General features: G+C 69.0%; 27 protein-coding genes and 5 pseudogenes. 15 read left to right on the top strand and 17 right to left on the bottom strand.

Features of this window, described 5'->3' with window-relative positions; all coding sequences use genetic code 11:
- Positions 1–52: 52 nt before the first annotated feature.
- The 3 genes and pseudogenes from ACFVYS_RS22165 to ACFVYS_RS22155 all read right to left on the bottom strand — a co-directional run.
- A pseudogene (locus ACFVYS_RS22165) lies at positions 53–412 on the bottom strand (AMP-binding protein); the annotation flags it as partial.
- Positions 402–1,064 carry an acetate--CoA ligase family protein gene (locus ACFVYS_RS22160; RefSeq protein WP_389504626.1) on the bottom strand — a complete coding sequence of 221 codons (663 nt, stop codon included), beginning with the start codon at positions 1,062–1,064 and terminating at the stop codon, positions 402–404. The gene ACFVYS_RS22160 and the pseudogene ACFVYS_RS22165, both read right to left, overlap by 11 nt.
- A gap of 400 nt (positions 1,065–1,464) precedes the next feature.
- Positions 1,465–2,244: an SDR family NAD(P)-dependent oxidoreductase gene (locus ACFVYS_RS22155; protein ID WP_389504429.1), complete on the bottom strand. Its 780-nt coding sequence runs from the start codon at positions 2,242–2,244 to the stop codon at positions 1,465–1,467.
- A 72-nt stretch (positions 2,245–2,316) separates the two neighbouring features.
- Between ACFVYS_RS22155 and ACFVYS_RS22150 the strand changes: the two genes are divergently transcribed.
- The gene (locus ACFVYS_RS22150; RefSeq protein ID WP_389504428.1) at positions 2,317–2,790 is read left to right on the top strand and encodes a MarR family winged helix-turn-helix transcriptional regulator; all 474 of its coding nucleotides are present in this window, start codon (positions 2,317–2,319) and stop codon (positions 2,788–2,790) included.
- Positions 2,791–2,887: 97 nt separating this feature from the next.
- A complete protein-coding gene (locus ACFVYS_RS22145; protein WP_389504426.1) occupies positions 2,888–3,343 on the top strand; it encodes a MarR family winged helix-turn-helix transcriptional regulator in 456 nt (151 codons plus the stop codon).
- A 559-nt stretch (positions 3,344–3,902) separates the two neighbouring features.
- Here the strand turns inward: ACFVYS_RS22145 and ACFVYS_RS22140 are convergent.
- From ACFVYS_RS22140 to ACFVYS_RS22125, 4 genes and pseudogenes are all read right to left on the bottom strand, one after another.
- Positions 3,903–4,043, bottom strand: a pseudogene (locus ACFVYS_RS22140) (alpha/beta fold hydrolase); the annotation flags it as partial.
- A 477-nt stretch (positions 4,044–4,520) separates the two neighbouring features.
- The gene (locus tag ACFVYS_RS22135; RefSeq protein ID WP_389504425.1) at positions 4,521–5,954 is read right to left on the bottom strand and encodes a protein kinase; all 1,434 of its coding nucleotides are present in this window, start codon (positions 5,952–5,954) and stop codon (positions 4,521–4,523) included.
- A gap of 923 nt (positions 5,955–6,877) precedes the next feature.
- Positions 6,878–6,970, bottom strand: a pseudogene (locus ACFVYS_RS22130) (DUF6766 family protein); the annotation flags it as partial.
- Between the two features lie 35 nt (positions 6,971–7,005).
- Complete coding sequence (locus tag ACFVYS_RS22125; RefSeq protein WP_389504423.1) at positions 7,006–7,866, bottom strand: alpha/beta fold hydrolase; 861 nt, start codon at positions 7,864–7,866, stop codon at positions 7,006–7,008.
- 186 nt (positions 7,867–8,052) lie between these two features.
- Here ACFVYS_RS22125 and ACFVYS_RS22120 point away from each other — a divergent pair.
- Positions 8,053–8,415 (top strand): annotated as a pseudogene (locus tag ACFVYS_RS22120) (transcriptional regulator); the annotation flags it as partial.
- A gap of 177 nt (positions 8,416–8,592) precedes the next feature.
- Here ACFVYS_RS22120 and ACFVYS_RS22115 read toward each other — a convergent pair.
- The 3 genes from ACFVYS_RS22115 to ACFVYS_RS22105 form a co-directional block, all read right to left on the bottom strand.
- On the bottom strand, positions 8,593–8,940 hold the full coding sequence (locus tag ACFVYS_RS22115) for a MerR family transcriptional regulator (protein WP_389504421.1): 348 nt from the start codon (positions 8,938–8,940) through the stop codon (positions 8,593–8,595).
- A 19-nt stretch (positions 8,941–8,959) separates the two neighbouring features.
- The gene (locus ACFVYS_RS22110) at positions 8,960–9,898 is read right to left on the bottom strand and encodes an aldo/keto reductase (RefSeq protein WP_389504419.1); all 939 of its coding nucleotides are present in this window, start codon (positions 9,896–9,898) and stop codon (positions 8,960–8,962) included.
- Between the two features lie 189 nt (positions 9,899–10,087).
- Positions 10,088–10,864, bottom strand: coding sequence for a hypothetical protein (locus tag ACFVYS_RS22105; protein WP_389504418.1), 777 nt, complete (start codon positions 10,862–10,864; stop codon positions 10,088–10,090).
- Positions 10,865–10,935: 71 nt separating this feature from the next.
- On the opposite strand from ACFVYS_RS22105, the gene ACFVYS_RS22100 reads away from it, so the two are divergent.
- Entirely contained in the window at positions 10,936–11,169 is a 234-nt protein-coding gene (locus ACFVYS_RS22100; protein ID WP_389504624.1) for an STAS domain-containing protein, read from the top strand.
- Positions 11,170–11,207: 38 nt separating this feature from the next.
- Here the strand turns inward: ACFVYS_RS22100 and ACFVYS_RS22095 are convergent, their stop codons facing one another.
- Positions 11,208–11,360 carry a hypothetical protein gene (locus ACFVYS_RS22095; protein ID WP_389504416.1) on the bottom strand — a complete coding sequence of 51 codons (153 nt, stop codon included), beginning with the start codon at positions 11,358–11,360 and terminating at the stop codon, positions 11,208–11,210.
- A 482-nt stretch (positions 11,361–11,842) separates the two neighbouring features.
- Here ACFVYS_RS22095 and ACFVYS_RS22090 point away from each other — a divergent pair, with 482 nt between their 5' ends.
- The 3 genes from ACFVYS_RS22090 (at position 11,843) to ACFVYS_RS22080 (ending at position 14,082) form a co-directional block, all read left to right on the top strand.
- Positions 11,843–11,965, top strand: coding sequence for a hypothetical protein (locus ACFVYS_RS22090; RefSeq protein WP_389504415.1), 123 nt, complete (start codon positions 11,843–11,845; stop codon positions 11,963–11,965).
- A 243-nt stretch (positions 11,966–12,208) separates the two neighbouring features.
- A complete protein-coding gene (locus tag ACFVYS_RS22085) occupies positions 12,209–13,105 on the top strand; it encodes an MEDS domain-containing protein (RefSeq protein WP_389504414.1) in 897 nt (298 codons plus the stop codon).
- Complete coding sequence (locus ACFVYS_RS22080; RefSeq protein ID WP_389504413.1) at positions 13,102–14,082, top strand: anti-sigma factor RsbA family regulatory protein; 981 nt, start codon at positions 13,102–13,104, stop codon at positions 14,080–14,082. The genes ACFVYS_RS22085 and ACFVYS_RS22080 overlap by 4 nt, the downstream gene beginning before the upstream one ends.
- Before the next feature lie 568 nt (positions 14,083–14,650).
- On the opposite strand, the gene ACFVYS_RS22075 is transcribed toward ACFVYS_RS22080, so the two are convergent.
- On the bottom strand, positions 14,651–14,911 hold the full coding sequence (locus tag ACFVYS_RS22075) for a hypothetical protein (RefSeq protein WP_389504411.1): 261 nt from the start codon (positions 14,909–14,911) through the stop codon (positions 14,651–14,653).
- Between the two features lie 93 nt (positions 14,912–15,004).
- On the opposite strand from ACFVYS_RS22075, the gene ACFVYS_RS22070 reads away from it, so the two are divergent.
- Positions 15,005–15,169, top strand: coding sequence for a hypothetical protein (locus ACFVYS_RS22070; protein ID WP_389504410.1), 165 nt, complete (start codon positions 15,005–15,007; stop codon positions 15,167–15,169).
- Between the two features lie 429 nt (positions 15,170–15,598).
- Complete coding sequence (locus ACFVYS_RS22065) at positions 15,599–15,955, top strand: STAS domain-containing protein (protein ID WP_389504408.1); 357 nt, start codon at positions 15,599–15,601, stop codon at positions 15,953–15,955.
- A gap of 333 nt (positions 15,956–16,288) precedes the next feature.
- On the opposite strand, the gene ACFVYS_RS22060 is transcribed toward ACFVYS_RS22065, so the two are convergent.
- Complete coding sequence (locus tag ACFVYS_RS22060; protein ID WP_389504406.1) at positions 16,289–16,525, bottom strand: hypothetical protein; 237 nt, start codon at positions 16,523–16,525, stop codon at positions 16,289–16,291.
- Between the two features lie 873 nt (positions 16,526–17,398).
- On the opposite strand from ACFVYS_RS22060, the gene ACFVYS_RS22055 reads away from it, so the two are divergent.
- The 5 genes from ACFVYS_RS22055 (at position 17,399) to ACFVYS_RS22035 (ending at position 21,493) form a co-directional block, all read left to right on the top strand.
- Complete coding sequence (locus ACFVYS_RS22055; RefSeq protein WP_389504404.1) at positions 17,399–17,986, top strand: flavodoxin domain-containing protein; 588 nt, start codon at positions 17,399–17,401, stop codon at positions 17,984–17,986.
- Between the two features lie 54 nt (positions 17,987–18,040).
- Positions 18,041–18,433 (top strand): nuclear transport factor 2 family protein, encoded by a 393-nt coding sequence (locus ACFVYS_RS22050; protein WP_389504402.1) that lies wholly within the window; start codon positions 18,041–18,043, stop codon positions 18,431–18,433.
- 26 nt (positions 18,434–18,459) lie between these two features.
- The gene (locus ACFVYS_RS22045; protein WP_057581546.1) at positions 18,460–19,155 is read left to right on the top strand and encodes a type 1 glutamine amidotransferase domain-containing protein; all 696 of its coding nucleotides are present in this window, start codon (positions 18,460–18,462) and stop codon (positions 19,153–19,155) included.
- Positions 19,156–19,334: 179 nt separating this feature from the next.
- Positions 19,335–20,204, top strand: coding sequence for a helix-turn-helix domain-containing protein (locus tag ACFVYS_RS22040; protein ID WP_389504400.1), 870 nt, complete (start codon positions 19,335–19,337; stop codon positions 20,202–20,204).
- A 356-nt stretch (positions 20,205–20,560) separates the two neighbouring features.
- Positions 20,561–21,493, top strand: coding sequence for an NADP-dependent oxidoreductase (locus ACFVYS_RS22035; protein WP_389504399.1), 933 nt, complete (start codon positions 20,561–20,563; stop codon positions 21,491–21,493).
- A 103-nt stretch (positions 21,494–21,596) separates the two neighbouring features.
- Here the strand turns inward: ACFVYS_RS22035 and ACFVYS_RS22030 are convergent.
- The 4 genes and pseudogenes from ACFVYS_RS22030 to ACFVYS_RS22015 all read right to left on the bottom strand — a co-directional run.
- Positions 21,597–22,303 (bottom strand): annotated as a pseudogene (locus ACFVYS_RS22030) (class I SAM-dependent methyltransferase); the annotation flags it as partial.
- Between the two features lie 341 nt (positions 22,304–22,644).
- Positions 22,645–23,421, bottom strand: coding sequence for a hypothetical protein (locus ACFVYS_RS22025; RefSeq protein WP_389504397.1), 777 nt, complete (start codon positions 23,419–23,421; stop codon positions 22,645–22,647).
- Between the two features lie 274 nt (positions 23,422–23,695).
- Positions 23,696–24,892: an MFS transporter gene (locus tag ACFVYS_RS22020; RefSeq protein ID WP_389504395.1), complete on the bottom strand. Its 1,197-nt coding sequence runs from the start codon at positions 24,890–24,892 to the stop codon at positions 23,696–23,698.
- Positions 24,889–25,482, bottom strand: a complete 594-nt coding sequence (locus ACFVYS_RS22015; protein ID WP_389504393.1) for a helix-turn-helix domain-containing protein — start codon at positions 25,480–25,482, stop codon at positions 24,889–24,891. The genes ACFVYS_RS22020 and ACFVYS_RS22015 overlap by 4 nt, the downstream gene beginning before the upstream one ends.
- Here ACFVYS_RS22015 and ACFVYS_RS22010 point away from each other — a divergent pair.
- Positions 25,481–26,002 (top strand): GNAT family N-acetyltransferase, encoded by a 522-nt coding sequence (locus ACFVYS_RS22010; protein WP_389504391.1) that lies wholly within the window; start codon positions 25,481–25,483, stop codon positions 26,000–26,002. The two genes, ACFVYS_RS22015 and ACFVYS_RS22010, sit on opposite strands and share 2 nt — an antisense overlap.
- The last annotated feature ends 159 nt before the right edge of the window (positions 26,003–26,161 follow it).

Raw genomic sequence — 26,161 nt, 5'->3', positions numbered from 1 at the left:
GGTCCAAGTCGCCGAGTCGGTCCGGTACGGCGATCGAGGTGACCTCGGCATGGGCTGCCAGGTAGCGCAGTTCGTGACCGCGGTGCGCGGGCATCGCCATCACGGGAGCGATTCCGGCCCGCAGACAGGCAAGGGTAAGTGTGACGAACTCCCAGCCGTTGGGCAGCTGGACGAGCATCGCGTCACCGGATCTGAGACCGCTGTCCAGCAGGCAGCATGCCAATCCGTCGGTTCTGTCGACGAGTTGACGGTACGTCAGACCCGTGTCGCCGTCCACTGCGGCCACCGTGTCGCCGTAGGTCTCCGCCCATTCGTGAAGGTACGAGCCGAGCGACCTGCCACGCCAGTACCCGGCCTCCCGGTAGCGGTCGGCCGCCTCCTTGGGCCAGGGCACGAATCCCTCACGCGTCATCGGATCCTCCTTGATCCCGGGGGTCACGCAGCAGCAGTACGGCGTCGAGCGCGACGACGTCGCCGTCGGGCGGGACGCGCAAAGGGTTGATCTCGCACTCGGCCACGGCGTCGTCGGCGGCGAGGGAGGCCAGGGCGAGCAGCACGTGGGTGAGTCGCGCGCGGTCGACCGGGGTGGCGCCACGCGCGCCGAGGAACAGCTGGCGGGTGGCGAGCTCGTCGAGCACCCCATGAGCCTCGTTCGCGGACAGAGGCGCGAGGCGCAGGGAGACGTCGCCAAGGATTTCGCCAGCCGTTCCCCCGGCGCCCAGAGCCAGCACGGGGCCGAAGACCAAGTCCCGGCGTACGCCGACGATGAGTTCGGGACCCGCGGGGGCCATCTGTTCCACCAACAGCGCGGGGCTCGCGGGCATGCGGGCGAGGGCTTCGTCGAGCTCCTCGTGCGTGCGGATGCCGACCTGGACCCCGCCCACTTCCGTCTTGTGCAGGATGTCCGCGACGAGGATCTTCACGACGACCGAGCCGCCGAGCTCGTCGAGAGCCGCGTGCGCCGCGACGGGGTCGGCGCACACGCGCCGTACGGGCGTGTGGATGCCCAAGTCCGCTAGGACGCCCTTGGCCGTGTACTCGTCGACCGGCCCCGGCGGGGGCAGGGTGGGGGCATCGAAGGCGGTGAGGACGGCCGCCAGTCGAGTCGCCGCGCGGGCGGGCGGGCGGACAGTGCCGCGGGCCCCGCCCGCACTTGAGCGTGATCACCTGCGAGCCGGCGATGGTGAACACGCACCGCGGCTTCTCATGTCGGGCACCACCTGGTCCGGGGATTGCCGGTTCAGGCCAACGACCCGGAGCACCTCGCCCAGTTCACCGACAACCCGATCGAGCACCGCCTCCCACACCACGCCCTCGCCCAGTTCGGCATCTACCCACCAACGAGAACTGCCACCAGGTGCGCATATCGCGCCGGCCGACCCGAGCGGGGAAGACAGCCGACCGGCGGGCAGACGGCCGGTGACACTCATCTACCCGCCGGCTGGCACTGCCCTAATCCCGCGGCTACGTGTAGCGAACCGCGGGTGTCGGCTGGTTGCCGCCGTTGACGAAAGCGGCCTCCGCGGCGAGCAAGGCGTCCAGGGCTGAGTCCTGGCCCTCCAGACCAGGGGCACAGACGGTCTCACCGAGGCGCAGCCCGGCCAGGCTGGCCGCTGCGACGCCCTCGGGCGACATCGCCCAAGGGATGCTGCGGCCGGCGCCACTGTTCCACTCTGTTGCCACAACGCCGGGGCACACCACCTGGACGCGAACCGGGGTGTCGGCGAGCTCACCGGCGAGGGTGCGCGTGAAACCCAAGATGGCGGCCTTCGCGGCGACGTACAGGGTGCGCCGGGGTGCTCGCGAGTCAGCAAGGCCCGCACTGAAGGCGAGGAGCGAGGCGACCGTGACGATCACACCTTCGCCTGCCGCGAGCATTCCGGGGAGTGCGGCGTGGACCAGCCGGACGGGGGCGACGGCGTTGAGGGTGAGCAGGCGGTCGATGTCGGCAGGGTCGACGTCGACGAGCGGGGCGTAGCCGCCGGCGCCGGCATTGCTGATCAGCATGCGCACGTCCCCGGCGGCCAGCCGGTCGGTGACGGCGGCGATGCCGTCATGGGCCATGAGGTCGGCGGGCAGCACCTCGACGGATGCTCCATGGGCGCGGAGTTCCTGGGCAAGATCGGCGAGCCGGTCGGCGCGTCGCGCGACCAGGACGAGGTCGTGATCGTCCGCCAGGAGACGGGCATAGGCGGCGCCGATGCCGGAGGAGGCGCCAGTGATCAAAGCGAGGGGGCGAGTCATGGGACCAGGGTTCATCAACCCCTAGGCACATGTCAAACGCTTGATGAGTCTGAAGTGTCGTATCCTTCTCGCGTGATACGCAATGATGAGGAGCCGGTCGGGCTCGGCGCGCTTGAACGGGTGACCTGGGCGTTGCGCCGCGCGGAGCTGGCGGTGCAGAGCCTCAAGGAGCAGCGGCTGCGCCCGCTGGGCATGGCGGCGGCGCACTACACACTCCTGATCTCCGTGCACGACGAGCCGGGGCTGACCGGCGCCGAACTTGCCCGCCGCCTCAACGTGACCCCACAGGCCATCGCCTCACTGGTGGCGCGCCTGGAGGGCCGCGGGCAGCTGGAGAGACGTGAGCATTCGCGCCACCGGCACATCCAGGAGCTGCACCTCACCGACGCCGGCCGGGAGGCGTTGCGCGCGGCCGACGCAGTGATCGCCGGCATCGAGCGGCAGGTCACCGATGGTCTCGGCTCGGAGTCAGCACAACTGCGAGCGCTGCTCGACCAAGTGGCCGAGGCGGTTCGCGAGGGCTCGGCCCACGGTCCCGTCGGCTGAGCGTCCCCCGCACAGTGGCCTCAAGGTCAAGAGTGATTCACGCACTTGAGGACAATCAAGCAACTTGACAAGCGCCCAGGTACCGCATTCTCACCGCGTGACAAAGGATGATGAACGGCCGATCCCTGCCGAGCACCTGACCCGGGTGACCTGGGCCCTGCGGCGGGCGGAGTGGGCCGTGCAGGCCCGGAAAGAGCAACGGCTACGACCGCTGGGCATCGCGGCCGCGCAGTACACCCTGCTGATCTCCGTCCACACCGATCCCGGCCTGACCGGCGCGGAACTGGCCCGCCGCCTGAACGTCACTCCGCAAGCAGTGGCCTCCCAGGTGGCCCGCTTGGAGGAGCGGGGTCAACTGGAACGCCGACCGCACCCGCGCCACCGCCACGTGCAGGAGTTGCACCTCACCGACGCCGGCCGCGACTCCCTGCGGGATGCCGAGGCCGTGATCGTGGACATCGAACAGCGGATCGCCGAGAAGCTCGGTCCGAAGAAGGCCGCACAGCTGAGGGCACTGCTGGACGAGGTGGCCGACGTGGTCCGGGAGGCGTGAGACGGCGGGCTTGCCGCCTGCTCGTCTTGAGATCAGCCTGGCTTCGCGGGTGGTAGGTGCCTCGTGAGTCGGCTGTTGGCCGGCGGTCATGCAGCACATTCCCATACCGCCCTCGACGACGGCCGCCGCGCGCCTCGTCGCCGGGCGGGCTGGTACACCGCTGCGGGGCGGGAGCTTCGCCGGCCGCGCTTCCCACAGCCGGTCTGCCCTCTTCACCAGCTCGGCGTCCGCGACCGCGCCCAACTCGTGGTGACCGCCTACCGGACCGGCCGCGCCCACCCCGGTGCGTGACCGACCGCTCACCACTCGGCGCGCCGGGGCCCTGCGGCTGCCGGAAGCGCTTGTGCGGGGGTTACGGCGCCGCGGGCGTGCGTCGGTCACCGGCAGAGAACTCCGAGCTTGATCGCAACGGAGCGTTACCTCACCAAGATCCGCAGGAAAGCCAGCCCATCCTGACCCTGTCATTTGCTTTCCACCGGGAGGGATCGAAAACGGGCACAGGCGGTGCGCAGCAGCCGATTGCGCACCGCGGCGTGATCTGCGCAACACCCCCGACCACGGGGGCGATGACGTGGTAGCGGTCGGCGAGCGCGGGGATGAGGTGGCGGAACATGTGCGAGCTGGTCGGGAAGCCGTGCAGGAGGACGACGGCAGGAGCGCTGGCGGGGCCGGCCTGCCGGTAAAAGACGCGCTGCCCCTCAGTGCAAAAGCACTCGCCCGTCTCGCAGGCTGTTCTCTGTCAAACCTGGTCCTCGGTGAGGACACCGGCACTCACGGCGTCGGCGCCGGTCGCCGCGGTGAAGTAACCCGCATTGGCGGAGACCCGCCGGGCGGGTGGGCGGCCAGGGCCGGGACAAGCAGGGTCAGGAGCAAGGTGATGAACGTGATTCTCCCCGCGAGGCTGTCGAAGTAGCCGACCGTCTCGATCCACAGCCACACCGCACCGGTCGCCATGCCAGCGCAGAAGACCAAGGCCGCAGTAAGGAAGTAAGACAACTCGACCCACTCGGGAAGGTCGTGCGCTGTGCGTCCGACCGCTCGCGCCGGCGAGGGCCTGCTGGCAGAGACGACAATGCCGCCTCCAAGCGCCGGCTGCACCCGCGTCGAGATCGTGCCCGCCCAAACAGCCGGTGCTCCTCGGACGCCGCGAGCTCGGCCCTGCTGGGTGTCGGTGCACCTACTTCTTCTTGATTTTCGTCGCTTTTTCCGCGTTCTGTTCGTCGCCTTGGCCTGCGGACGCCTTCTTCTTTCCTTGATCAGACAGCTTGCTCGTGGTCTTCGTCTCGGGGCGCCCTGTGGCGTCGGTTGTGCCCTGCCGAGGGGCGGTGGTGTCCGGTGTCGGCGCCCCGTCGGTGACCGATAGCCCCCTCGGGTTTCCCGGTGCCGGGCTGACGCTCTGCGCAGGGGCGGAGACGGTACGGCTGACGGATGGCTGTGGCGCGGGGGTGTCGTTGCCGTCTTCTGAGGTGCCGGGGGAAGGTGAGGTCACGGCTGGACCGGTGGCGGGGCGGGTCGGCTTGTTCTCGGCGTTCTGGTGCGAGGGACCGTCAGCGACGGCGAGGGTGGCGGCCATGGCCGCGGCCAGTGCGGCAGTTGCCCCGGCCATCAGAACGCGGCTCCGGGGGCGAGCAGGTGTGGAAACGGCGCGGGAAACCGCTTCGGAAACGGGCCGCTCCGGGAGGGACAGCGGCGTCCTGTGGGTACTGGTGCTGTCACCGGTGGGGCGCCGCCTTGCAGCGATGCCCGTGGCACGGGCTGCGGGCCGGTGGGGCGTGGGGCCCGTGTCGGCGGACAGAGCAGCCAGTGTCAGGACGCAGTCGCGTGCCGTCGGGCGTGCCTGCTCGTCCAGTGCGGTCATGTCCCTCAGCAGGGCGGCGAGTTCCGCGGGGAGGAAGCCCGGGAGGCTGGGCTGACGGTGAACTCGCGCTATTGCGGCCTCCAAGGGGCCGCCGTCGTACTCGAGCCTGCCGGTGAGGCATTCGAGAAGCACCAAGCCCAGGGCGTAGACGTCGGCAGGCCGTCCGACGGGCTGTCCCAGGACCTGTTCCGGCGACAGATAGGCCGCCGTGCCGATGAGGGTGCCGGTGGCGGTGCGTGTGGTGGCATCGAGCAACCGGGAGATACCGAAGTCGGTGAGGTGGGGGTGATCGAATGCGTCGAGGATGACGTTGGACGGCTTGACGTCGCGGTGGACCACTCCCGCGTCGTGCGCGTGGGCCAGGCCGTCGGCGAGGCCGGCACCGAGTGCGGCGGTGGCTTCGGGAGACAGGGGGCCCTCGGCGATGCGCGCCTTGAGGGTGCGGCCTTCGATCAGTTGCATGACCAGGTAGGCGTCACCGTCGTGCCGTCCGGCGTCGTAGGCGGTCACCAGCCCGGGATGCTGCAGGCGGGCCAGGATCATGGCCTCGCTCAGAAAGGCTTCCTCTGTGTCGAAGCCGGTGTTCGGCCGGAACAGTTTGACTGCCACCGGCCGACGCAGCCTCAAGTCAAAACCGCGATGGACGTCCGCGGCACCACCCGAACCGATGAGCGCGTCCAGACGGTATCGGCCGGCCAGTATCCGGGCGGAGTACCGGGAAGCCAGTGCGAAACCCGACTCGCGGAACCCCATGCTCTCTCCCACTTCCGGCGTACGCCCGCTGACGGCGAGCTCCGCACGCAGGTACCCACAAGGAACCGGACTACCCGTAGCACCTCCCGTACACGGCCACGCACACCGGCGGACGCCGCTGACCGATCCGGCGTGCGCCTGGCCTGACGCGGTCCTGCGCAGCGCGGGATCGCTTCGTCGTCGGCGCGGCCTACTGAAGCGACGGACCGGTCGACCTGTGCCGGCGGTACGCGGTGGCTACCTGTGACCGGCTGTCGTCGCGTGTCCATGGTTGCCGGGGCGGGCGATGACGAAGACGATCAGAATTCATCAACGCTGGGCGGGCGCCCAGATGCGACGGACCAGTCCTCAGGCTGGGTTCGACGTACCTGTGACGACTCGGGACATGGGACCTCCCGCCTGGCCACAGACCTAGGGTCCGTCTTCAAACGGATCTTGCCCAGAGATGGAGAGCCCACCGGTCATCGACATGGCCCGCGGCGTCCTGATGGCGGCTTCGGCTGCCAGCCGGAGGAGGCCTGGGACATCCTCCTAGCCGTCTCGCAGCACACCGACGTCAGACTGCCAAAGGTGGCCGAGGCGGTCACGGCGGCCGAGGCCGGGACACCGATGCCGCAGGAGCTGCAGGATCACCTGGCGGCAGCGGTGCAGGCATGACGTGCCCCGCATGAACAGCGATCGTCGGGGTAGACGGACGCCTGTTGTGGGAAGGGCCGCCAACGCCTGGGGAGGTCGACGCGGCCCTTTCCCACTCTTCTGATCGTGGCTCTGGCTGCAGAGGCATCAGGCGAGCCGATCCTCGCTTCGCGCGGCTGACAGGGTGCCGATCCCGGCGATATTCGTGGCACGAATGAATACACGCCCCTGCCTTCTCAGCCGAAGCCTTGTCCGAGCTCTCTGACGAGGGTGAGGACACGTTGCGCTCATCCCTCGACGCCGGTGGAGGTGTGGGGGGTGCCCACGGGTTTGGACTCCGGGGAACCACGCTGGCGCAGGTAGACGGAGAGGATGGCCATGGGACGCGTGCCGTTTCGGCGGCGCGCCGAGGTGGTCAGTGGGTGAAGAAGTCGCCCAGAGCGGCGGCGAGCGGGCCGGGGGCTTCCTCGGCCACATGGTGGCCGGCGTCGATGCTGTGGCCCCGGACGTCGTCGGCCCAGTCGCGCCAGATGGTGCGCGGGTCGCCGTACAGGTCCTCCAGGTCGTCCCGCAGCGACCACAAAACCAGGAGGGGGCAGTCGATCCGTGCGCCCCGGGCTCGGTCCGCCTCCTCGTGTTGGCGGTCCACGGTGAGCCCGGCACGGTAGTCCTCCAGCATGGCGCGGACGACGTCCGGATTCCTGGTGGCGGCCCGCCACTCGTCGTGATTTTCCTGCCCCATGGCCTCGGGGTCTCCGTGGTACCAGGCATCGGGGTCGGCGTTGATGACGCGTTCGGGGATTTCCGGCTGGGCGAAGAAGAACCAGTGCCACCACTCGGTAGCGAACCGAGCGTCGGCGCGGACCAGGTGCTCGCTAAGAGGCAGTCCGTCCAGGAACGCCACCCGGGTCACCGCGGAGGGGTGGTCCAGCACCAACCGGAGCGCCACGGCGGCCCCGCGGTCGTGGCCAACGAGCCCGAAGCGCTGGTGCCCGAGCGCCTGCATGACCTCGACCATGTCCTCGGCCACGGCACGCTTGGAGTGCGGGACATGATCAGGAGCGGGCGCCGGGCCGCGGGAACGCCCGTAACCGCGCAGGTCGGGGCAGACGACGGTGAAGCCGCGCCGCACCAGGACAGGCGCGACCCGGTGCCAGGTCGCCGACGTGCGCGGGTGGCCGTGCAACAACAGGAGAGGCGGGCCCTCGCCCCCGTACCGAACGAAGACAGACGCCTCACCGGTGTGCACCGTCCTGGTGGCGAACTCCTCGAACATGAAACGCCCCTTTCCGCCCCGGGCACGGTCCGCTGTACCCCGCCGTCCCGCCTACCCAGGATGGTCCCCGGCACGTCGTCTGAACGGCCGAGAAGGCACCGCTCTGATCAACCTGTTCGTCGATGTCCCGCGTCAGGGGTTCAAATCGGTTGAACCAGCTTCGAACACGCATCGGCCTGTCCCCCGGCTTTGGACGAGCGGGCCTGTCCCGGGGTGACGGAGATGGAGCCGGCCGACATCGCGCGCATCCTGGGCGTCTACGCCACCCGCGTCATCACCCAGCGCGGCTCCACAGCCGTATCGGGCCTTGCGCTGACGACGGCGCTGCGGCCACCCATACGCGCCACGCAGGACCCCGCCACCGGCAACTGGGTGCCCGGGCCCAACCCCGGCTCACTCGGCACGGAGCCGACGGACCCCGCGCCACCGGAAGCCACCCCCGAGCACCCCGTCGTCGTGAACAGCGGCTGGAACGGCGGGTTCCTCAACGAGGAGGCGTACCAGTGGGTGCGCGACGTCAGCCTGCTGACGGATGAGGAGTGCACGCTGCGGGCATCGAGCAACGACTTGAGGGCCCCAGTAGGCAGGGGAGGTTGTCCTGTGTCCATCTGCTGCCTGAGCCAGTGGCAGAAGTTGTGCCGTTGTCGGTTCCAGACGGCGAGGAGTTCGGGATTGTGGGTGATGTGTGGTGGGCAGGGCGCGAGCTGAGTGCGGCGTTCCCGGCGCTCAGCTGTAGTAGGCGATCTTCTCGTCGAGAACCTCCATGGCCCGGCACAGCGCTGCCACCCGCTGCTCCAGGGAGGCACGGCGCTCGCGAAGGAAGGCGACCCGGTCCTGCGGAGGGTGCTCGGCGCGCAGGATGGCGACGAACCCCCGCAGATCCGCGATGCCGAGGCCGGCCTCGCGGAAGCAGGTGACCAGGCCGATCCAGAAAAGGTCGTCCTCGGTGTACTCTCGGCGCCCGCCGGCGGAGCGCCGGATCGGGCCGATGAGCCCTTCACGCTCGTAGTAGCGCAGCGTGTCGATGGAGACACCCGTACGGTCGGCGGCTGTTGCCGGGGGGACGGTGGTCATGAGGCTCCTTTGGCAGCTGTTACCGCGCTTCGTCGAAGCGCGCCAGGTGCTCGTCGCTGAGCCGCACACGGCGTGCAGCGAGTGCCTCCTCGATCTGCTCCACCCGGCTCGCGCCGACGATGGGATCGATCCCCTGCCGCATCAGCCATGCCAGGACGACCTGGTTCCTCGTGGCCGAGAGCTCTCCGGCGATGTCGTCCACGACCGTGAGCACCTGAATGGTCCCGGGGTGATCATATGTTTGCGGAAGCGGCTTGTCCGCGCGCACGTAGGAACCCCACATCAGCGAGCTGTACGACCACACGGCGAGCCCCTCCGACCGCGCGAGGTCCAGGTCCTCGGCAGCGAGCATGCGGTGGCCGGCCTCCGCCACGGGGGTGAGCGGGCGCGGTTGGACCAGTGAGTGGCGCAGTTGCAGGGCCGTCCACGGTTCCACGCGCTGCTCCCGCGCGAGTGACCGGGCGCGCTCGACACGCCAGGCGGCATGGTTCGCCGCCCCGACCCGCAGGGCCAACCCCTTTGCGACCAGCTCGCCGAAGGCGCCGACCGTCTCCTCCAGCGGCACGGCGCGGTCCTCGGCGTGGGCCCACAGCAGATCGATGTGCTCGACTCCCAGACGTCCCAGGCTCCCCTCCACGCCGGCGTGGACGGCGCGGGCGGAAAGCCCTTCGGCGCTCTTCGGCCAGGAGTGCGGAACGAGCGGGTTCTGCCGGACCTTCGTCGCGATCCGCACCGCGTCGCGCACGCCCGGGCGGGCCTGGAGCCACGCGCCGATGAGGCGCTCGCTGGCGCCGCCGACGCCACTGGGGTCGGTCCAGAAGGAGTAGCAGTTCGCGGTGTCGAGCCAGACACCGCCGCCGGCGACGAAGGAGTCGAGGATCGCGAAGGCCCGGTCGGGGTCGACGCGGGTGCCGAAGTCCATCGTTCCGAGGACGATCTGGGGGTCGGTGGTGTTCATGCCGACTATGCTCGTATCTGGAGCGCGCTCCAGGTCAAGAGCGGTTGTGGCGGACGGTTCGGGACCCGGTATGCGGGGCCCGGTGCCGCGTGCAACGGACGCGCGTGACGATGCTCCCGTCGGCGGCGTCCTGATAGTGGCCGACCTGCCGAACAGGTCGCACAGGGCTGCCGGGTGCTCGCTCTTGGCTCAGCAGCCACGTGGGCTTCTGTCTCGGACGGTCCCGGTGCCAAGACCGAGGTCGTCATCCGCTTCCAGCACGGACACAGCGAGTTCGACGTTGACGAACGCGTGCCAGCGCAGTCGAAGGAACCAGGCACCGTTGTTCGGGTCGTCGGGGAAGCCCAGCGCACGCTGCGCCTTACTGCGGACAGGGCCCGGGAAGAATTGACCAGCCGGCTGGCCATGTACCTGAGCAAGTACCCCTCCGCGACCGTGTGGTGGTGCGGCACTGCTCTCGATCCGAGCGAAGCGATTCAGAGTGATCCTTTCGAGGAAGAGCTGGACATCGGCATCGACACCGGCGGCCCGGGACCGCTCCTGCGGGTCGTCGAGCGGAAGATAAAGCCCCCTCGGCGGGAGCTGCTGATCTGCGACGCAGTCGGTGTGCATCGTGTGACCCTGCTGGCTCAGACCCAGGCACCCGACTTCTACTTCACTGCCTACGTACTGTGGGACAAGTTCGCCAATCTGACACCACGACCTGCTGGAGGGGCGAGCCCCAAGCGCAGTCGAGGAGCCGGTGAGCGACATCGAGAACGCGGACCAACCAGACCGGTTCTCCGCCGTACACCGCATGGTCGCCGGCGTGCGCGTCGTCACCGTGCAGGCGAGATCGACCACGACGTCAAAGAGCTGCTCAGCGCGGCCTTGCTGTGCCAGTATCACCGACATGGCCGAGGGAGAGATGGCGGACACCGAACCAGCCGCGCAGTCAGGCCAGTTGTCGGTCGTCTCCACCGCCACCGACGGCATCCATGTGCTGACCCTGGCAGGAGAGATCGACCGCGAGGACCGGCCAGACGGTCCGCCAGGCCCTGGACGCCTCCGGAACTACCCGCCCCCGCGTCGTGGTCGCTCTGAGCCGGGTCACCTTCATGGACTCCATCGGCATTGACATTTTCATCGCCGCCCACCGCGCCCTCACCGAGGCTGGCGGCTGGATCCGCCTGGCCGCACCCACCGAAGCCGTGATGCGCTTCCTGCAGATCGTCGGCGTCGACGCCGTCATCGACTGCCGCGAAACCCTCCGCCAAGCCCTCAGCACCTGACCAGTCCCCCGTACCCGGCCATGCGCGGCCCGACCGGCTCAGTGCTGATGGTGATCGCGCTTGGGCAGATAGAGGGGACTGAGCTGGCGCCAGTAGCCGTGCACGAGGTCTTCCGCCTCCTGCACCGCCCCCTGAGCACATGGCTCGTCCGTCGGCAGGCGTTGCTCTGCATGGGCCACGGTGGATCCCATGCGCCGGGCCTCCCTCAGCGCCGTCCAGCGCGTGGCACGGCGGGATACGGCAGCTGTGCGCGGCCTGCCACTTCGGCCCGCCAGGCACCATCGCGCGAGCAATATCGCGGCCACCACCGAAAATGCGCCGACGGCATAGACCTCATGACCGGCCACTGGCTCCTCCTGCCGGACACCCGCATGGACCGTGCCGGATTCATGTGCCCCGGTGTCGCATCGTCAACGTCAACGCTGGGCCAAGAAACCCTCACAGGCCATCACCAGGTGGTGGACGGTCGGCACCCAGGCGGCCAGCGGCACGCTCGCCGGCCTGCTCGGCCCGCCCAGCGTGGCTCAGCGAGGACGTCACGGTCGACGTACGGGTCGACGGTGGCGAGCACCAGGCGCTGAAGTTCGTCGATCCGGGTTATCCACAGGCCGGAACGGGATCGGCGGTTCCTTCGTACGCTGCTGCCCGAGTCGATCACACGGGGGTGTGCGGGATGCGGTACGGCGTAGTGGTGGAGGAGCTCGCGGTGGAGGTCATGGCGCAGCTGCCGGACGACCGGGCCCGGCGGGAGGTGATGGCGCCAGTGGAGGTCGCGCGGATGGATCCGCGGGCTTGACCCGATGTGCGTGACCCGGGCTCCGTGGAGGAGATCCGGGGGGTTCGGCGGCGGTGCTGGATCCAGTTCATGCCCGAGGTGAGGTTCGCCCACTGCAGGTCGGAGTGGGCGGCTGTCGCGGCGCAGCCGCCGGACTCGGGTTACCCGCCTGGGCGGTACTCTCGTTCTGTCTGTGGGTTGGCTCGATGCGAGAAGGGTGTACGCGTGCCGGGCCGGGCATGGGGTGGTGAGGACTGTGAGGCAATGGTGATCACGCAGGACGGTAGGGAACGGCCGGTCCAGGAACTGGGGCACGGCGATCATGCGTGCCTGGCGTTCGCCGACGACGGCGAGCAGCGCCGGGTGGTCACGGCCTACCTGTCCGAGGGCTTGGCGCGTGGGGAGCGGGTGCAGTACTTCGCGGAGCGGCAGGACCCTGCCACCGTGCTCGGCTGGCTGCGGTCGGTCGGCACCGATGTGGACGCTGCTGCGTCGCGCGGGCAGTTGCAGGTGGCCACCGCCGACGACGGCTACCTTGCCTCGGGCCGCTTCGACGCCGAAACGATGGTCGCCACCTTGCAGCAGGAAGTGGCCGACAGCCTCAGAGCCGGCTACACGGGTCTCCGGGTCAGCGGGGAGATGAGCTGGGGTCTGCGCGACGTCCCCGGAGCCGACCAGCTCGCCGAGTACGAGGCCAAGGTCAATGAACTGTTCGCCGGCCAGCCCGCAACGGCCGTCTGCCAGTACGACGCCCGCTTGTTCAGCCCCGACCAGCTGCGCACCTTCGACCGTTACCACCCCGGCACCGTGCAGGCCGAGGCACTGCACAGCAGCGCTCTGCTGCGCATCGTTCCCTCCTTCACGGAAGGACAACGCACCCTGCGCGTCGTCGGCTCCGTTGACTACCGCACCACCACCGCGCTGGCCGAAGCCCTGGAAACCACCCTCCAGTGGCCAGGGGACGTATGCGTGGACATGAGCGGCTTGGAGTTCATCGACCTGGCGGGCCTGCGCGTGCTGGCGCACACCGCCGAGAAGTTCACACCTGGCCGCCGTCTGCGGGTCGTGGAACTGACCCCGATGCTGTGCCAGGTGATCAGTGTGACCGGATTCGACCAGCAGGACGCCCTGGTCGTTACTCCCCGGGGGGCCGCGGAATGACCAACGCGATCGACACACCCGCCTGCCGGCCGGACCGGTCCCCGCGTCTGATCCACCAAGGCCTGATCTACGGCTCCGGCGAGGAGTTCCTGACCGCGACCGTCCCGTTCTGCCTGGACGGCCTGGAGCAGGACGACGCAGTGCTGGCCGTCACCACGCCCGCCAACATCGACCTGCTGCGCCAACAGCTGGGCAGCGCCGCCCGGGGTGTGGAGTTCATCGCGGCCGATGACTGGTACAAGGCACCCGGGCGGACCCTGGGCGCCTACTACCGCTACGTCGACGAGCGCACCGCCACCGGCCGGCATCCGCGGGTCCGGGTGATCGGGGAGCCTGTCTGGCACGGACGTGACGCGCTGGAAACCGACGAGTGGACCCGCTACGAGTCGGTCATCAACATCGCATTCGCCGACTGCCCGGCGTGGATCATCTGCCCCTACGACGCTCGGACCCTGCCCGAGCAGGTCGTCGCCGACGCCCGGCGCACGCATCCTCAGTTGGTGACCGGCCCAGCCTCCGACACCAGCGGACACTATGCCGAGCCCCTGGGCGGCGTCTGGGACAGGCAACTGTCACCGCCGCCCGCCGATGGAAAGGTTGCCATGCGCTTCGACGCCGACCTGAGCACTGTGCGGTCTTTCGTTGCAAGCGCGGCTACGACGCTGGGAATGTCTCCATCAGGGATGGAACGTCTCGTCTTCGCCGCCAACGAAGTGGCTACCAACGCTGTCCAGCACGGCGGCGGCGCCGGCGAGATCGCCGTATGGCGCACCGGGCACAGGGTCATCTGCGACATCAAGGACGTCGGCAGCACCGACGATGGTGCCCAGACTGGATGGACCCTCGGCTACCTGCCGCCGGACCCCAAGCAGGTACGCGGCCACGGCCTGTGGGCCGTACGGCAGCTGTGCGACCTGACGGAAGCCCAGACCACCGAGCGCGGCACCACCGTACGCCTGCACCTGAATGTCACCTGACCCCTCAGCTGCTGTCCCGTCTGCCGGGACCAAGCGAAAGACCAGGCTCCGGCACTGAAATGGCGCGTCCAGGGCACCCCCGGCCAAGCACAGCGTGTCCGGCTTGAGCTTCACTGAAACGAGGGCGCTAGCGGCGGCGGAGTTCCTCGGACCAGGCCCGAAGCTGGCCTTCGAGGGTGGAGTTGTCGCCGCGGGCCACGGTCTGCAGCAGCTGGGCGCGCACATGGTGGCTTCGGCGACAAGGCCGGCCGGGCTGCCCAGGACGGGGAAGGCGTCGCGGACGCGGGCGGCGACGTCCTCCTGGTGCAGCGTGTAGGCGTAGAGCGTGGCGGCGTCGAATCCCTCCGGAGCTCGCCCCCAGCTCTCCCAGTCCAGAAGCCGCAGGGGCGCGGTGAGGTTCGCCCACTGCAGGTCGGCGTGGGCGACTGTCCAGCAGATCACGGCCGGGGCCGGGATGCCCACGACCTCGGGGATCGCCCGGTCCATGTACTGCTGTCGTACGGCGACGCGGTCGGTGTGGACGGCCGCCACCTTCTCCAGCGTCCCGGCGAGGTCCTCCCACCAGGAGTCAGGCAGCTGGAGATCCTGCTGGAGGACCGGGTCGTCGGACAGGACCGGCTGGTCGACGCGGGCCGACAACTCCGCCGTAGGCGGTGCCGCCGTAGGCGGTGCCGCCGTAGGCGGTGCCGCCGTAGGCGGTGCCGCCGTCGGTGGCGCCGTGGACGGCCAGGAGGGCGGGCCGGCGCCCGTCGAGGTCCCCGAAGACGTGCTGGGCGTCGAGGGCGCCGTTCCACAGCTTCCCCGCGGCCTTGTCCTCCGGGGAGGACACGAGCCGCAGCCACGCCGGTTGCCCGGTGGCGGTGCGGGCCGGAGACCAGCTCGTCGGCCAGCAAACGGTCTCGATGAGGAGGGCGCCACTCGCGTGCGCCGCATCCTGCTCGAGACAGGCGCCGTCAACGCAGTCGAAGCGACGATCACCGAACGCCACCAACAGGTCCTGCAGGCACTGGACGCCGCGCCGATCATGCCACTCGCCCGCACGGCGCTGCGCCACCTGGCCAACGCCGCGCTGTGGCGCAGCTCGTGACCTGCCAGCCGATGCCCGGCTCACTCCCCCTGGTCACTGACCACCAGCTGCGTCATGCCCGGCCCCGTTCCGAGACTGGTAGTCCGTGCACTGCCTGCACCTCGGCAGGAAGCCCGTGGCCAGACGCCGCGCATCCCCGATACAGCAAGCTCCCCCGTCGTAGGCGGCCGACGCCGCCAGTGAATCGGTCCGCTGTGCCTGGCCCTCGTCCCCCACGACCTGCTCCATGCGCCCGCCCCGTCATTTTGCGATCGTCACACGAAGTTCGCGTCATGCCCCCGCAGCATCCCACGCTCACCTGCCGTCTCTCCTACGCTCCGGGCTTCAGCCCCACAAAGGCGCAGTTGACATGGATCGGCGACGTGCGCTTGCGTGGGCCGAGAAGGGCTTCGCAGCAGCGAGGACCCGTCTTTTGAGGGCAGGAGACGTATGAGCCAGGCCCAGCTGACCGTCTCCCACCACATGACCGCGGACGGCGTACACGTCGTCGTCCTGGCCGGGGACATCGACCACACCACGACCGACCTCTTCCGCCAGGCCCTCGCCGCACAAGGCGGCTTCCCCCCGTATACCGTCATCGACTTCCGCGCCGTCACCTTCATGGACTCCAGCGGCATCAACGTCCTCGTCACCGCCAACAACGCCGCCCGCGCCCGCGACGGCTGGCTACGCCTGGCCCAGACCCCCAAACCCGTGGCGGAAGTACTGCACATCGTCGGCATCGACGACCTCATCCCCCTCTACCCCACCCTCGACGAGGCCCTCGCACCACAAACCGCCGCCTGACCCCGGCCCCCACCAGCCGTCACCGAGGCCCACATCGCCTCGAGCGACCTCTACCCGGGCGGCTCCGAGAGGTCCCGGCGCGTATGCCGCTGCACTGCCGCATCCAGCTCATGGCCCACCGGCTCCGCCAATGGTTTCCCCAGCGCCCAGTCGATCACCCGCTCGGCGACCGCGTGCCGTTTGATGTTGGTGTGCTGGGACACCTCGCGCAACACCTCGAACCCGGCCCCCGGCACGATCCGGTGGGTGGAGGAGGGACTCCGACCCCCCGCCCGCCGACGAGTACCGCCTGTCGGCGCGTTGCCCCAGCCGAGCGCAGCCAGTGCGTGCTCGCTACCCCGCGCACCGGACCGCTCTCTTCACCTCCAGCTCCACCCCGGCCCGTGTCGCGGCCTGCTCTTGCGCGTGCTCGGTGACTGCGGTCTGTACGCGTTGGGCGAGGTCGCGCCATGTCTGCCACGCGCTCTCGTAGGCTGACGGATCCCCCTGATCCCGCAGGGCTTGGACGGCCGCGTGCGCCTGATCAGCGGCGCGTTGCTTCTCCACGAGTTCTTCGAAGGTGTGTGCCACCTAGGGACCCTAAGCCATGCACCACGGAGCTACTCGCCGCGACCTGCACAGTCAGAGGACCAACTCGAGCTTCGCCCGCGGCCTCGGCGGCCAGCGCGAGCAGCTTTCCGGCTGTCTTCGCTGTCAGCTACGAAACGGGGACGGTAGCGTTCAGCCCGAACGGGATCTGCAGCGCCCAGGCTCACGGGCAGTACCGGCCCAGAGCCCGAACGTCACGTCCGGCAATGGCACCCCTTATGACAAGGCTGGACACCAAGGCCAACGGGAGCACCGACCCCTCCCCCGCTACTTCCGCGTTCAGGAACTCCACCTCACCGCGGTGGCGCGGCTCTGTGATCAGCAGACACAGCGGCTGACGGCGCTCCTGACCGGACGGCGGACACAGTCGAGGATTTCGACGAACCGCCCATCAAGTCACCGGCATGCGCGCGACGAAGATCGGCGCCAGGACCGACGGCAGCCACAACACGACCACCCACGAAATTCTTGTGGAACTGGTCGGAATCGCGGCTTACCGGGGTCCAGAGCCGACCGGGGTGGCTGCCGTCCACGGCGACCAGCTTTCAAAGGGCGAAAGATTTGTTCGTTGCCCGAAGGTGCGACTCACATTGCAATGTACGACGTACTGAATACGTGTATCAGGAGATTACCAAGATGGTGGCGCTCTTCGCCGTTCCCCAATGGCCCACAACGCCATAGCCGAGTATGCACAGAAACCGAGTCTCCGACGAGCGGCGAACCCGAACTGCGACTGCCGTACCTCGCGAGTGCGGTGCGCCCCATTCTGCAAGGTCCGGCCGTCGGACCGGATGCGCATACCGGGAGAGCGGTAGGCAGGGGAAAAATTCTTACCCCTCACAGCGTGCTCTTCCGATGCAATGCTCGGCCATACACCGGACGAAGACTCTCGAGGAGCCCGATCACCATGTCCCTTCCGGCCGCACCACGATCGCCGTTGGCTTTCATTCGGGCTACGGCCACACGGCCGCCGTCGCCGAGGCCGTGGCGTGTGGCGCGGTGGGGGCCGGCGCGGACGCGGTCGTGATCTCCGTGGACACCATCACGGATGAGCAGTGGGCGCAGTTGGACGACGCTGACGCGATCATCTTCGGTGCCGCCACGTACACGGATACCGCCTCCTTGGCTTTCCACGTGTTCGCCGAGGCCGGCTCCAGGAGCGGCGACAAATTATCCGACCTGGACTGTTTCGTCACCTTGACCGCTCAGCCCAGTATGCACTCGATCAGCCTGGGCCCGATGCCGGGCTGGGATTCGAGCAAGGGCGGCGAGAAAGGCTTCAACCGCCTGGTCTTCTTCTTGGAGGCCGGTACCCAGAACCCGACCGATACCAGGCCGGAAGCGTTCCACACGGCGGACCTCATCACCGCGGAACATCTGGGCGCCCGCGTCGCACATCAGGCCGCGATCTTCCATGCCGGACGGGCGGCCCTCACGGCCTGATCACCAGGCCCTCCTTCCATCCGTCTCCATTTCCCCCGCACAAGGAGCAAACTCATGTCCGAATCCCCGAATCTCGCTCTCATCCGGCGGGTCTACGAATCCCGGATGGCGCCCGAGGTCACCAAGGAGGTCATGGCCCCGGACCTCGTCTGGGACATCACCCCCGGCTTCCCGAACAGCGGCGTCTACCACGGCTGGGAGAGCGTGGCGAAGGACTTCTTCGGCACGCCGATGCCGAACATCGTGTCCTTCGGCGCGGTGCCCGAGGACTTCTACGCGGATGACGAAGGCCACGTTTTCGTGGCCGGGCACTACCACGCCGAGACCAAGTCCGACAGCACGGCCGACGTCCGGTTCATCCACCTGTGGACCGTCACTGACGGCAAGGCCGTCAGTATGCGGCAGGCCGCCGACAGCCACGTCCTGCAGGAAGCCCTCAAAGGCTGAGACCACCCCCTCAAGGAGATCCACCCATGGCGAAGATCCTCTTCGTGATCACCGCGTCCGACCATTGGACGCTGGCCGACGGAACCCGGCAGCCGGCCGGTTTCTGGGCCGAGGAAGCGATCGGCCCCTACCAGGTCTTCAAGGAGGCCGGATTCGAGATCGCGGCGGCGACGCCCGGCGGTGTGCCGCCCACGGCGGACGCGCTCAGCCTCACCGCGGACTTCAACGGCGGGGAGGAAGGCGCCGAGCGCATGCGGACCGCCCTGCGTGAGGCGACCGAGCTGGCGCACCCGATCCGCATCGAGGACGTCGACATCGACGACTACGTGGCCGTGTTCTATCCCGGCGGCTGGGGCCCGATGGAGGACCTGCCCGACGACGCCGCCTCCGGCAAGCTGCTCACCGAGTGGCTCGCCTCGGGCAAGCCTGTGTCGCTGGTCTGCCACGGCCCCGCAGCGCTGCTGGCCACCATCGGCCCGGACGGAACATCCCCGTTCGCCGGCTACCGCCTGACCGGCCTTTCCAACGCCGAGGAGAAGCTGAACGGTCTCGCGGACCGCGCGAAGTGGCTGCTGCAGGACCGCCTCGTCGACGAACTCGGCGCGGACTACCGAGAGACCGAGCCGTTCGCCCCGCACGTCGAGACGGACCGCACCCTGTACACCGGCCAGAACCCGGGCTCTGCGGTACCCCTCGCCCAGGAACTGCTCAAGGCACTGTGAGCTGACACCAGAGCCATGTGCTCGCTCGGCGGCCCGGTACGCACCCTGGGCCGCCGAGTCTTCTTCCACTTGTTGTCGTGCAGGTCGGAGCTAATATCATCCTCATATATGAGTAAAGCCCAACATGGACAGGATCACGCACCCTCACGGCTCCGGGTTCCTGTGCGAGGCTGCAAATCATGAACCGCAACCCTCATCTGAACGAACTGGGTGAGTTCCTCAAAGCCCGCCGTGCCGAACTCAGTCCTTCCGAGGTCGGACTCCGCGCCGGGGAACGGCGGCGCGTGAGCGGTCTGCGCCGTGAGGAAGTGGCCCTTCTCGCCGCGATCAGCACCGAGTACTACACGCGCATCGAGCAGGGCCGTCTCCAGGCATCGGCTCCCCTGCTCGACGAACTCGCCAAGACACTCCGTCTCAACGACGACCAGCGCACCTACCTCTTCGACCTCGCGGCGAAAGAGAGGGTGCGCCCCTCCGCGTCACGCGAGCGGCAGCAGGTGGATACGCAGCTACAGCGCATGCTGGACGATCTCACCGCCTCCCCGGCCTTCGTCATCGGCCGACGCACCGACATCCTGGGCTGGAACCAGCTCGCCGCAGCCCTGTGGACCGATTTCGGGCGCTACCCGGAACAGGAGCGCGTGTTCGTCCGGCTGCTCTTCACCGAACCCTGGATGCGCACGCTGTACGCCGACTGGGAAGAGGTCACCCGGCTGGCCATCGCCCAACTGCGCATGGAAAGCGCCCGCTACCCCGACGACCAGCGCCTCGGCGCTCTGGTCGAGGAACTCTCCGCCCGCGACACGCAGTTCCGGCAGTGGTGGACCGAACACGACGTCGCGATGCGGGGCAAGGGCGTCAAGAAGCTTCATCACCCGGTGGTGGGAGAGCTGACCCTCGACTGGAACACACTCACCTGCGGCACGGACCCCGACCAGCACATCATCGTGTGGAACGCCGAACCCGCCACCCCGTCCCACGACGGGCTGCGCCTCCTGGCCTCCTGGGCCGCGGACCAGAAGCGGACATCGTCCGACACCGCCACCTGAGCCCTCTCCCCCTTACGGGCGGCTGGAGGGCCGTGACCATGGTCGGCTCGGTCGTCAGTCGCTCTCGTCAGTTGTTTCGATGCCGCCGTCCGGGCGGCGCTCGGACGCCGGACCCGCTTGTTCCGCCTCCGGAGGTCCTGCCTCAGACTGCTCCGCGTGCTTGCTCTCATCGGCGTACCGGAGCACAACCGCGAGGAGCATCGCATTCTCTCGTCGGCACCGGTGTCATGGGGGAAAGACTCGTCCCCCCCCCTATGGCCGTATCCCCGCCTAGAACCTTCCCCTTTTCCGGGCGCACGCGAGACGGAAGGGTCGGAGACCTCAACGACCGCAGGCCAAGCAGTGAGGTGCTTCGAATGAAGGCTGTAGGTTTCACGGAATTCGGTGGACCAGAGGTGCTTCGGATTCTTGAGCTGCCCGCACCCGAGGCAGGTCCGGGCGAGGTGCGCGTCCGGGTGCACGCCGCGACCGTCAACGCTGTCGACGCCCTCCAGCGCAGCGGCCCCGCCCGGTCACCGGACGCCCAGCCGCCGTTCGTCCCCGGCATGGAAGCCGCAGGCGTCGTGGACCAGATAGGCACAGGTACGGACACGGATCTGAGCGTCGGCGACCGCGTCATGGCGATCGTGCTTGCCGACGGCTCACGCGGAGCGTACGCCGAACAGGTCGTGGTCCCGGCGGAGTCGGTCGTCCGCGCTCCCCACGGCGCGAGCGACGTGCAGGCCTCCTCCCTCCCGATGAACGGACTGACCGCGCGCCTGGCCCTGGACACCCTCGGCCTGGAACCCGGCCAGACTGTCGTGATCACGGGAGCAGCCGGAGCGGTGGGCGGATACGCCGTCCAACTGGCCAAGGCGGACGGGCTCCGTGTGGTCGGCGACGCCTCGGAGCAGGACGAGAACCTGATCAAGGAACTCGGCGCCGATGTCGTACTCCGTCGCGGCGCCGAGTACCCGGACCGGGTACGCGCAGAAGTCCCGAAGGGCGTCGACGGACTCCTGGACGGCGCGTCGCTCGGCGCTCTCGCCGCTCGAGCGGTCCGCGACGGCGGCCGGGTGGTGACACTGCGCGGCTACGACGCCCCCGGCGAACGGGACGTAGTCTTCGAGCCGATCGTCGTGTTCCGGTACGTCCGGGAGCACGCCAAACTCGACCGACTCCGCCAGCAGGTGGAGGACGGCCTCATCACTCTCCGGGTCGCCAAGTCACTCCCGGCGGAACAGGCCGCCGAGGCGCACCGACTCCTCGCCGCAGGCGGCGTTCGGGGCCGACTGGTCCTGACGTTCTGAGCAGAATCAAGTACGTCAGCGCCACCTCACGGCTGTGGCCGGGCGTCGGACAACCTGCGGCCTCACTAGCGCGGAACGGGCCAGAGCTGAACCACCTGCTGTGCATCCGCCAGCTCGAATCGACAACCCCAACCGCCGCTACAAGGCCCGTCAGCCGGTCCTGACGGAGTGCCCAGTAGGTGGTCCGGCGGACCACGACCCGCCATGCTCCGACTGCCGGAAGGAGTCGGAAGTGCTCCAAGTCGCAGTGCTCGCCGTCGTCGTGCCGGAGCCGAAGGGGACGGCCGTTCGTCGCCGTCGGCGCAGTCGGCGATCCGGTGGACTTGTGGAGGCGTCGAAGCCGGGCGTTCGTGCAGCAGGCCGTCAGAGGGACGTGTGCTGATCAGCAGCATGCCGTCGCAGCACGCGGTGCATCTCGGCCAGGGCGGCGTGCACATTTCGCTCAGTCAGCAGATGCGGCAGCGAGCTGTCGGCGCAGACGACGGTGTCGAACCGGCCATCAGGAAACCGTAGGCTTCGCATGTCGGCGGCGGTGGCCAGGCTCAAGCTCAGGCGGGCGGCCTCACGGGCAGCGCGGGCAGCGGCGCGCGGACTGAGGCCGGTCCCGGTGACACGATGCCCGTGCGACGCCAAGCCGACGGCCTGCGTGCCGATGCCGCAGGAACAGTCGAGCACCGCCGCACGATCCTGGCCGATCAGGGCGCGGAGGGCGTCCCCCTGCCGACGGATACTCGCGTGCCAGTCCGAGTAGATCAGGTCGCAGTCGTCGGTCAGTTCGTCGTAGAAGCGTGCCACCGATGTCTCGGGCACGGCCCGAGATCAACGCGCCTGTTTCCCCGGACGTGTGGGCTATTTCCGTGATCGGCGAGAACGCTCTCGCTGGCGAGCGTGCGGTGTCCCGGTACGTGGGCGAAGTGTCCGGGTCTTGGCAGAGGCGGGCTGGGGGCATGGGCGGGGAGCTCGCGGGGCCTGCCGGGGGTGTCGAAAGAGCGGCAGGCCGAGCCGGCTGATGGCGGAGCACTGTTACGGCTGGGGAGGGATGTGGGGAATGCGCGAAGGGCGGTGTCGGCTCAGCGCATCGGCGAAGGCGGGCCGACGCGCTCCCCGGGCTTTTCCGCTCTGGCGGCAGGGGCGGTGCCGCTTCGTCATGCCTACGGGCAGGTCTCTTCGAACTTGACGGCGGTGAACTCGACGGGTTGTCCGCTCAACGACGCGCCGGCGGATGGGGTCTGCGTGCAGACCTTCCAGTTCGACTCAACCAGCACCCATCGGTCATCCGGAAGGGCATCCTGCACAGTGATGGATGTACCGGAATCGAGCGCGGCTCGAGCCGCCTTCACCGACTTGCCTGCGAAGTCCGGCATCTTGCCGCCGTCCGCCGACGGCGGCCTTTCGTCCTTCGTCGGGCACGCCTCAGCCAGCTTCACCGCGCCGAAGTCCAGTTGCGTATCTGTGGACTTCACGGCGCCGGCCTTCACGTTCTGGCCGCACACCTTCCAGTTCCGGTCGAATGCCTGCATCCGGTCCCGGCCGAGCGCGTCATGCGAAGTGAGCCCGTAGAAGCCGGCCTTCTGTGCCTTGTCCTGGGCGGACTGTAGGCCCATCCCGACGAAGTCGGGAACGGCCGCCTTCTTGTCCTCGTCGGTCACGGACTTGCTGTCACCCGACCGCTTCTCGTCTTTGTCTTTGGTCGTCTTCGCCTCAGCGGTCTTCGTGACAGTGACGGTGGGGTGAGGCCCGGCTTCGCTGCTGGCGCTGGTCTCTTGCTGGTCGCTGCTGCCGGAGGAGCCGATCCCGACTCCGACGAAGAAGATGAACAGCGCGGCCGGGATGACGATCCGCTTCCGCGCCCACCCCGGCTTGCCGCCCTGCCCGGCCGGAGCCCCGCTGAACGGCGGCCGCACGGACGGCGGCTGATTGTACGACATATGCCCCCCATAGATCAGTTAACGCCAGATGACCGTAACGGACGAGATGCGGCGTCAGGACGCTCTCGAGGGGGAAGCGATGTAACTGTAATGTAAATGTGAATATTGAACAAAAGGGCGGCCTGGTGCAGCGGGCCCCCCTCCCGCTCACTCTCTGGGTGCCGAGGACGACGCACTTCCGGCCATGGTCGAAAGCTTTCGCCCGCACCCTCATGGGCGGGCTGGAGCTGTCCACAAGGGTCGCGGTTGTCGCGCCGGAGCCGGTTGTTGTCGGCTAGTCGGCGGCGTGGGCCCGGGGCCGGATCGTGGTGGATCTGCGGGGGCCGGCGAGTCCCAGGGCGGCAGCGAGGAGTAGCGCGGCGAGGGCGGTGAGGGTGGTGCCCTGCCAGCCGAGCGTGTCGAGCAAAGGTGCCGCGAGGGCGGTGCCGATGGCGCCGATGCTGAAATACAGCACGAGATAGACGCTGCTGAGGCTGCCGGAGCGCTGGGGGTCGAGGGCGATGATGCGGCTCTGATTGGCGGCCTGAGCGGCGAAGCAGCCCGCGTCGAAGAGGGCGAGCCCGAGCGCCGTGGCCGACGGGGTGCTCAGGCCGGTGGCCAGCAGGGTGGTTCCGGCGGCGGCGGTCAGTATGGCGACGGAGATCACGGTTCGGGGGGTATAGCGGTCGGTGAGGCGTCCGGTGAAGGGAAGTGCGGCGAAGCCGAGGAGTCCGGCCAGGCTGTACAGGCCGATGGCGGTCGGCCCCAGGGAGTAGGGCGGCTGGGCCAGAGCGAGGGTCAGGGCGACCCAGACGAGGTTGAAGGCGAAGTACCACAGGCCGCCGGTGGCCACGGCCAGACGCAGTTGCGGGTGCCGGTACAGGAGCGGGGGCAGTGAGCCGAGAGTGGAGCGGTAGCTGTGCTCCGAGCGGGGCCGCTGCCGGGGCAGGAACATGTGGGCGGTGATCGAACCGAGCAGGGCGAGGGCGGCGAAGGCAAGGAGCATCCGCTGCCACCCGAGGATCTCGGTGAGTGCACCTCCCGCCAAGCGGCTGAGAAGGATGCCGGCCGACATGCCGGCGGCCACCGTGGCGACATCCGTTCCGCGGCGGCCGGGCGGGGCGTGGCGGCCCGCGATATTGCCGGCCTGCGCCGCGACGCTGGCGGCAGCGCCGATGAGCAGGTACGCGGCCAGGAGCAGGACCGCGCCGGGTGCGGCTGCGGCGAGGGCGAGAGCGGCGGCCAGGGCAGTGAGCTGCGCGGTGACCAGGCGGTGCGGGGCCAGGTGGTCGGTGAGGGGAAGCAGGAGCGCGAAGCCGGTCATGCAGCCGGCGAGCGCGGCGGTCGGGACGAGGCCGATCACGGACAGGGGAACGTCCAGGTCGGCGGCGACCGTGTGGAGCGCGGGCTGGATGGCGTAGTTGTTCGCGATCGCCGTTCCCGATATGACGGCGAGGAGAAGCGTGCCGCCTCGCGGAAGGGAGCGGGTCACGGCTGTGTCGTGCGGGTGAGGATGACGGCGTAGCGACACGCGGTGTCGGTGGTGTTGGCGAAGACGCGCTCGGTGGGCTCGCCGAGTTCGATGGTGTCGCCCGCGTCGAGTCCGTGGACGGTGTCGCCGTCGTGGAAGGTCAGGTGGCCGTCGAGAACCCAGACGACCTGGCGTACGAAGGCAAACGCGGCGGCCGGATACGGCACCCGGGCGCCGGCCGGCAGGCGGATCTCGGCAATCTCCGCGGGGAAGTGCGGGCCGGTGACCTGGCGGCGCTGATAGCCGGTGGCGGGATCGCGCCACTCAGCCGCGTCGTCCCGGCGGTGCACTGCGGCGACCGTGTCCGTGGCGTCGTCCTGTGCTCGCTCGGCGAGAGCGAGAAGCGAGGAGACGCTGAGCTGGAAGGCGGCCGAGAGTTTCCCGAGGACGACGGCGGTCGGACTGCTCTCACCGCGCTCGATCCGGCTGATCATGGCCTGCGAAACACCGGAGGCATCCGCGAGCTGGGCCAGTGTCCACCGCCGACGTTCCCGTTCGGTGCGGACACGGGCTGCGATCTGCCCCACCAAGGGATCTACTATGTTAGACATGGATCCAATATACGAGACGAGCCGGGCTGCCGTGACAGTTCGTCCGGCACACCCCGATGACGCCGGGGCCATCCGCGCGATCCGCAATCACGTGATCGAGCACTCGACGGCACTGTGGACGCAGACCCAGCAGTCCCCCGCCGAAGGAACGGCCTGGCTGGCCGCCCATCTGGAGCGCGGATCGGCGTTCGTGGCCGAGGCCGACGGCGAGGTCGCCGGTTTCGCGGTCTACGGCCCTTGGCGACAGCTGGACGGATTTCGCCACACGGTGGAGGACTCGGTCTACGTCCGCGACGGCCGGCACGGGCTCGGCGTCGGCTCCGCACTGCTCGCCGCGCTCATCACCGCGGCACGTGATGCCGGCCACCACGTCGTCATCGCCGGCATCGAGGCGGAGAACACCTCGTCGATCCGGCTGCACGAACGCTTCGGGTTCCGCCACGCGGGCACGGTGCCGGAGGTCGGCACGAAATTCGGCCGATGGCTCGACCTGACGATCATGCAACTCCCCCTGACCTGAGCCACCGACGCACAAGCGGCACCTGGAGCGCTCCCTGCGGAACACCGTCTCTGGCCCTTGCCGAGGTTCCGGGCGTCGCATCGTGACCTGGTCGAACTCCGGTGGTTCGCGGCGTGGTCGGGGCCGGCCGACGGGCTCGGTCGTGCGCGCGGTGCCGAA

This window comes from Streptomyces sp. NPDC058295 (assembly GCF_042880655.1).
GTDB classification, from domain to species: Bacteria; Actinomycetota; Actinomycetes; order Streptomycetales; family Streptomycetaceae; genus Streptomyces; species Streptomyces coriariae.
This window is presented reverse-complemented; position numbering and strand designations above follow the sequence as displayed.

Bases quoted from the DNA above. Each gene is read 5' to 3' on its own strand.
- ACFVYS_RS22040 (WP_389504400.1), top strand. From the start codon at position 19,335: ATGAACCGCAACCCTCATCTGAACGAACTGGGTGAGTTCCTCAAAGCC.
- ACFVYS_RS22110 (WP_389504419.1), bottom strand. From the start codon at position 9,898: ATGAACACCACCGACCCCCAGATCGTCCTCGGAACGATGGACTTCGGC.
- ACFVYS_RS22095 (WP_389504416.1), bottom strand. From the start codon at position 11,360: ATGGGATCCACCGTGGCCCATGCAGAGCAACGCCTGCCGACGGACGAG.
- ACFVYS_RS22065 (WP_389504408.1), top strand. From the start codon at position 15,599: ATGAGCCAGGCCCAGCTGACCGTCTCCCACCACATGACCGCGGACGGC.
- ACFVYS_RS22035 (WP_389504399.1), top strand. From the start codon at position 20,561: ATGAAGGCTGTAGGTTTCACGGAATTCGGTGGACCAGAGGTGCTTCGG.
- ACFVYS_RS22090 (WP_389504415.1), top strand. From the start codon at position 11,843: ATGCGGTACGGCGTAGTGGTGGAGGAGCTCGCGGTGGAGGTCATGGCG.
- ACFVYS_RS22115 (WP_389504421.1), bottom strand. From the start codon at position 8,940: ATGACCACCGTCCCCCCGGCAACAGCCGCCGACCGTACGGGTGTCTCC.
- ACFVYS_RS22135 (WP_389504425.1), bottom strand. From the start codon at position 5,954: ATGGGGTTCCGCGAGTCGGGTTTCGCACTGGCTTCCCGGTACTCCGCC.
- ACFVYS_RS22155 (WP_389504429.1), bottom strand. From the start codon at position 2,244: ATGACTCGCCCCCTCGCTTTGATCACTGGCGCCTCCTCCGGCATCGGC.
- ACFVYS_RS22010 (WP_389504391.1), top strand. From the start codon at position 25,481: ATGGATCCAATATACGAGACGAGCCGGGCTGCCGTGACAGTTCGTCCG.
- ACFVYS_RS22050 (WP_389504402.1), top strand. From the start codon at position 18,041: ATGTCCGAATCCCCGAATCTCGCTCTCATCCGGCGGGTCTACGAATCC.
- ACFVYS_RS22080 (WP_389504413.1), top strand. From the start codon at position 13,102: ATGACCAACGCGATCGACACACCCGCCTGCCGGCCGGACCGGTCCCCG.
- ACFVYS_RS22045 (WP_057581546.1), top strand. From the start codon at position 18,460: ATGGCGAAGATCCTCTTCGTGATCACCGCGTCCGACCATTGGACGCTG.
- ACFVYS_RS22085 (WP_389504414.1), top strand. From the start codon at position 12,209: ATGGTGATCACGCAGGACGGTAGGGAACGGCCGGTCCAGGAACTGGGG.
- ACFVYS_RS22025 (WP_389504397.1), bottom strand. From the start codon at position 23,421: ATGTCGTACAATCAGCCGCCGTCCGTGCGGCCGCCGTTCAGCGGGGCT.
- ACFVYS_RS22055 (WP_389504404.1), top strand. From the start codon at position 17,399: ATGCAATGCTCGGCCATACACCGGACGAAGACTCTCGAGGAGCCCGAT.
- ACFVYS_RS22125 (WP_389504423.1), bottom strand. From the start codon at position 7,866: ATGTTCGAGGAGTTCGCCACCAGGACGGTGCACACCGGTGAGGCGTCT.
- ACFVYS_RS22015 (WP_389504393.1), bottom strand. From the start codon at position 25,482: ATGTCTAACATAGTAGATCCCTTGGTGGGGCAGATCGCAGCCCGTGTC.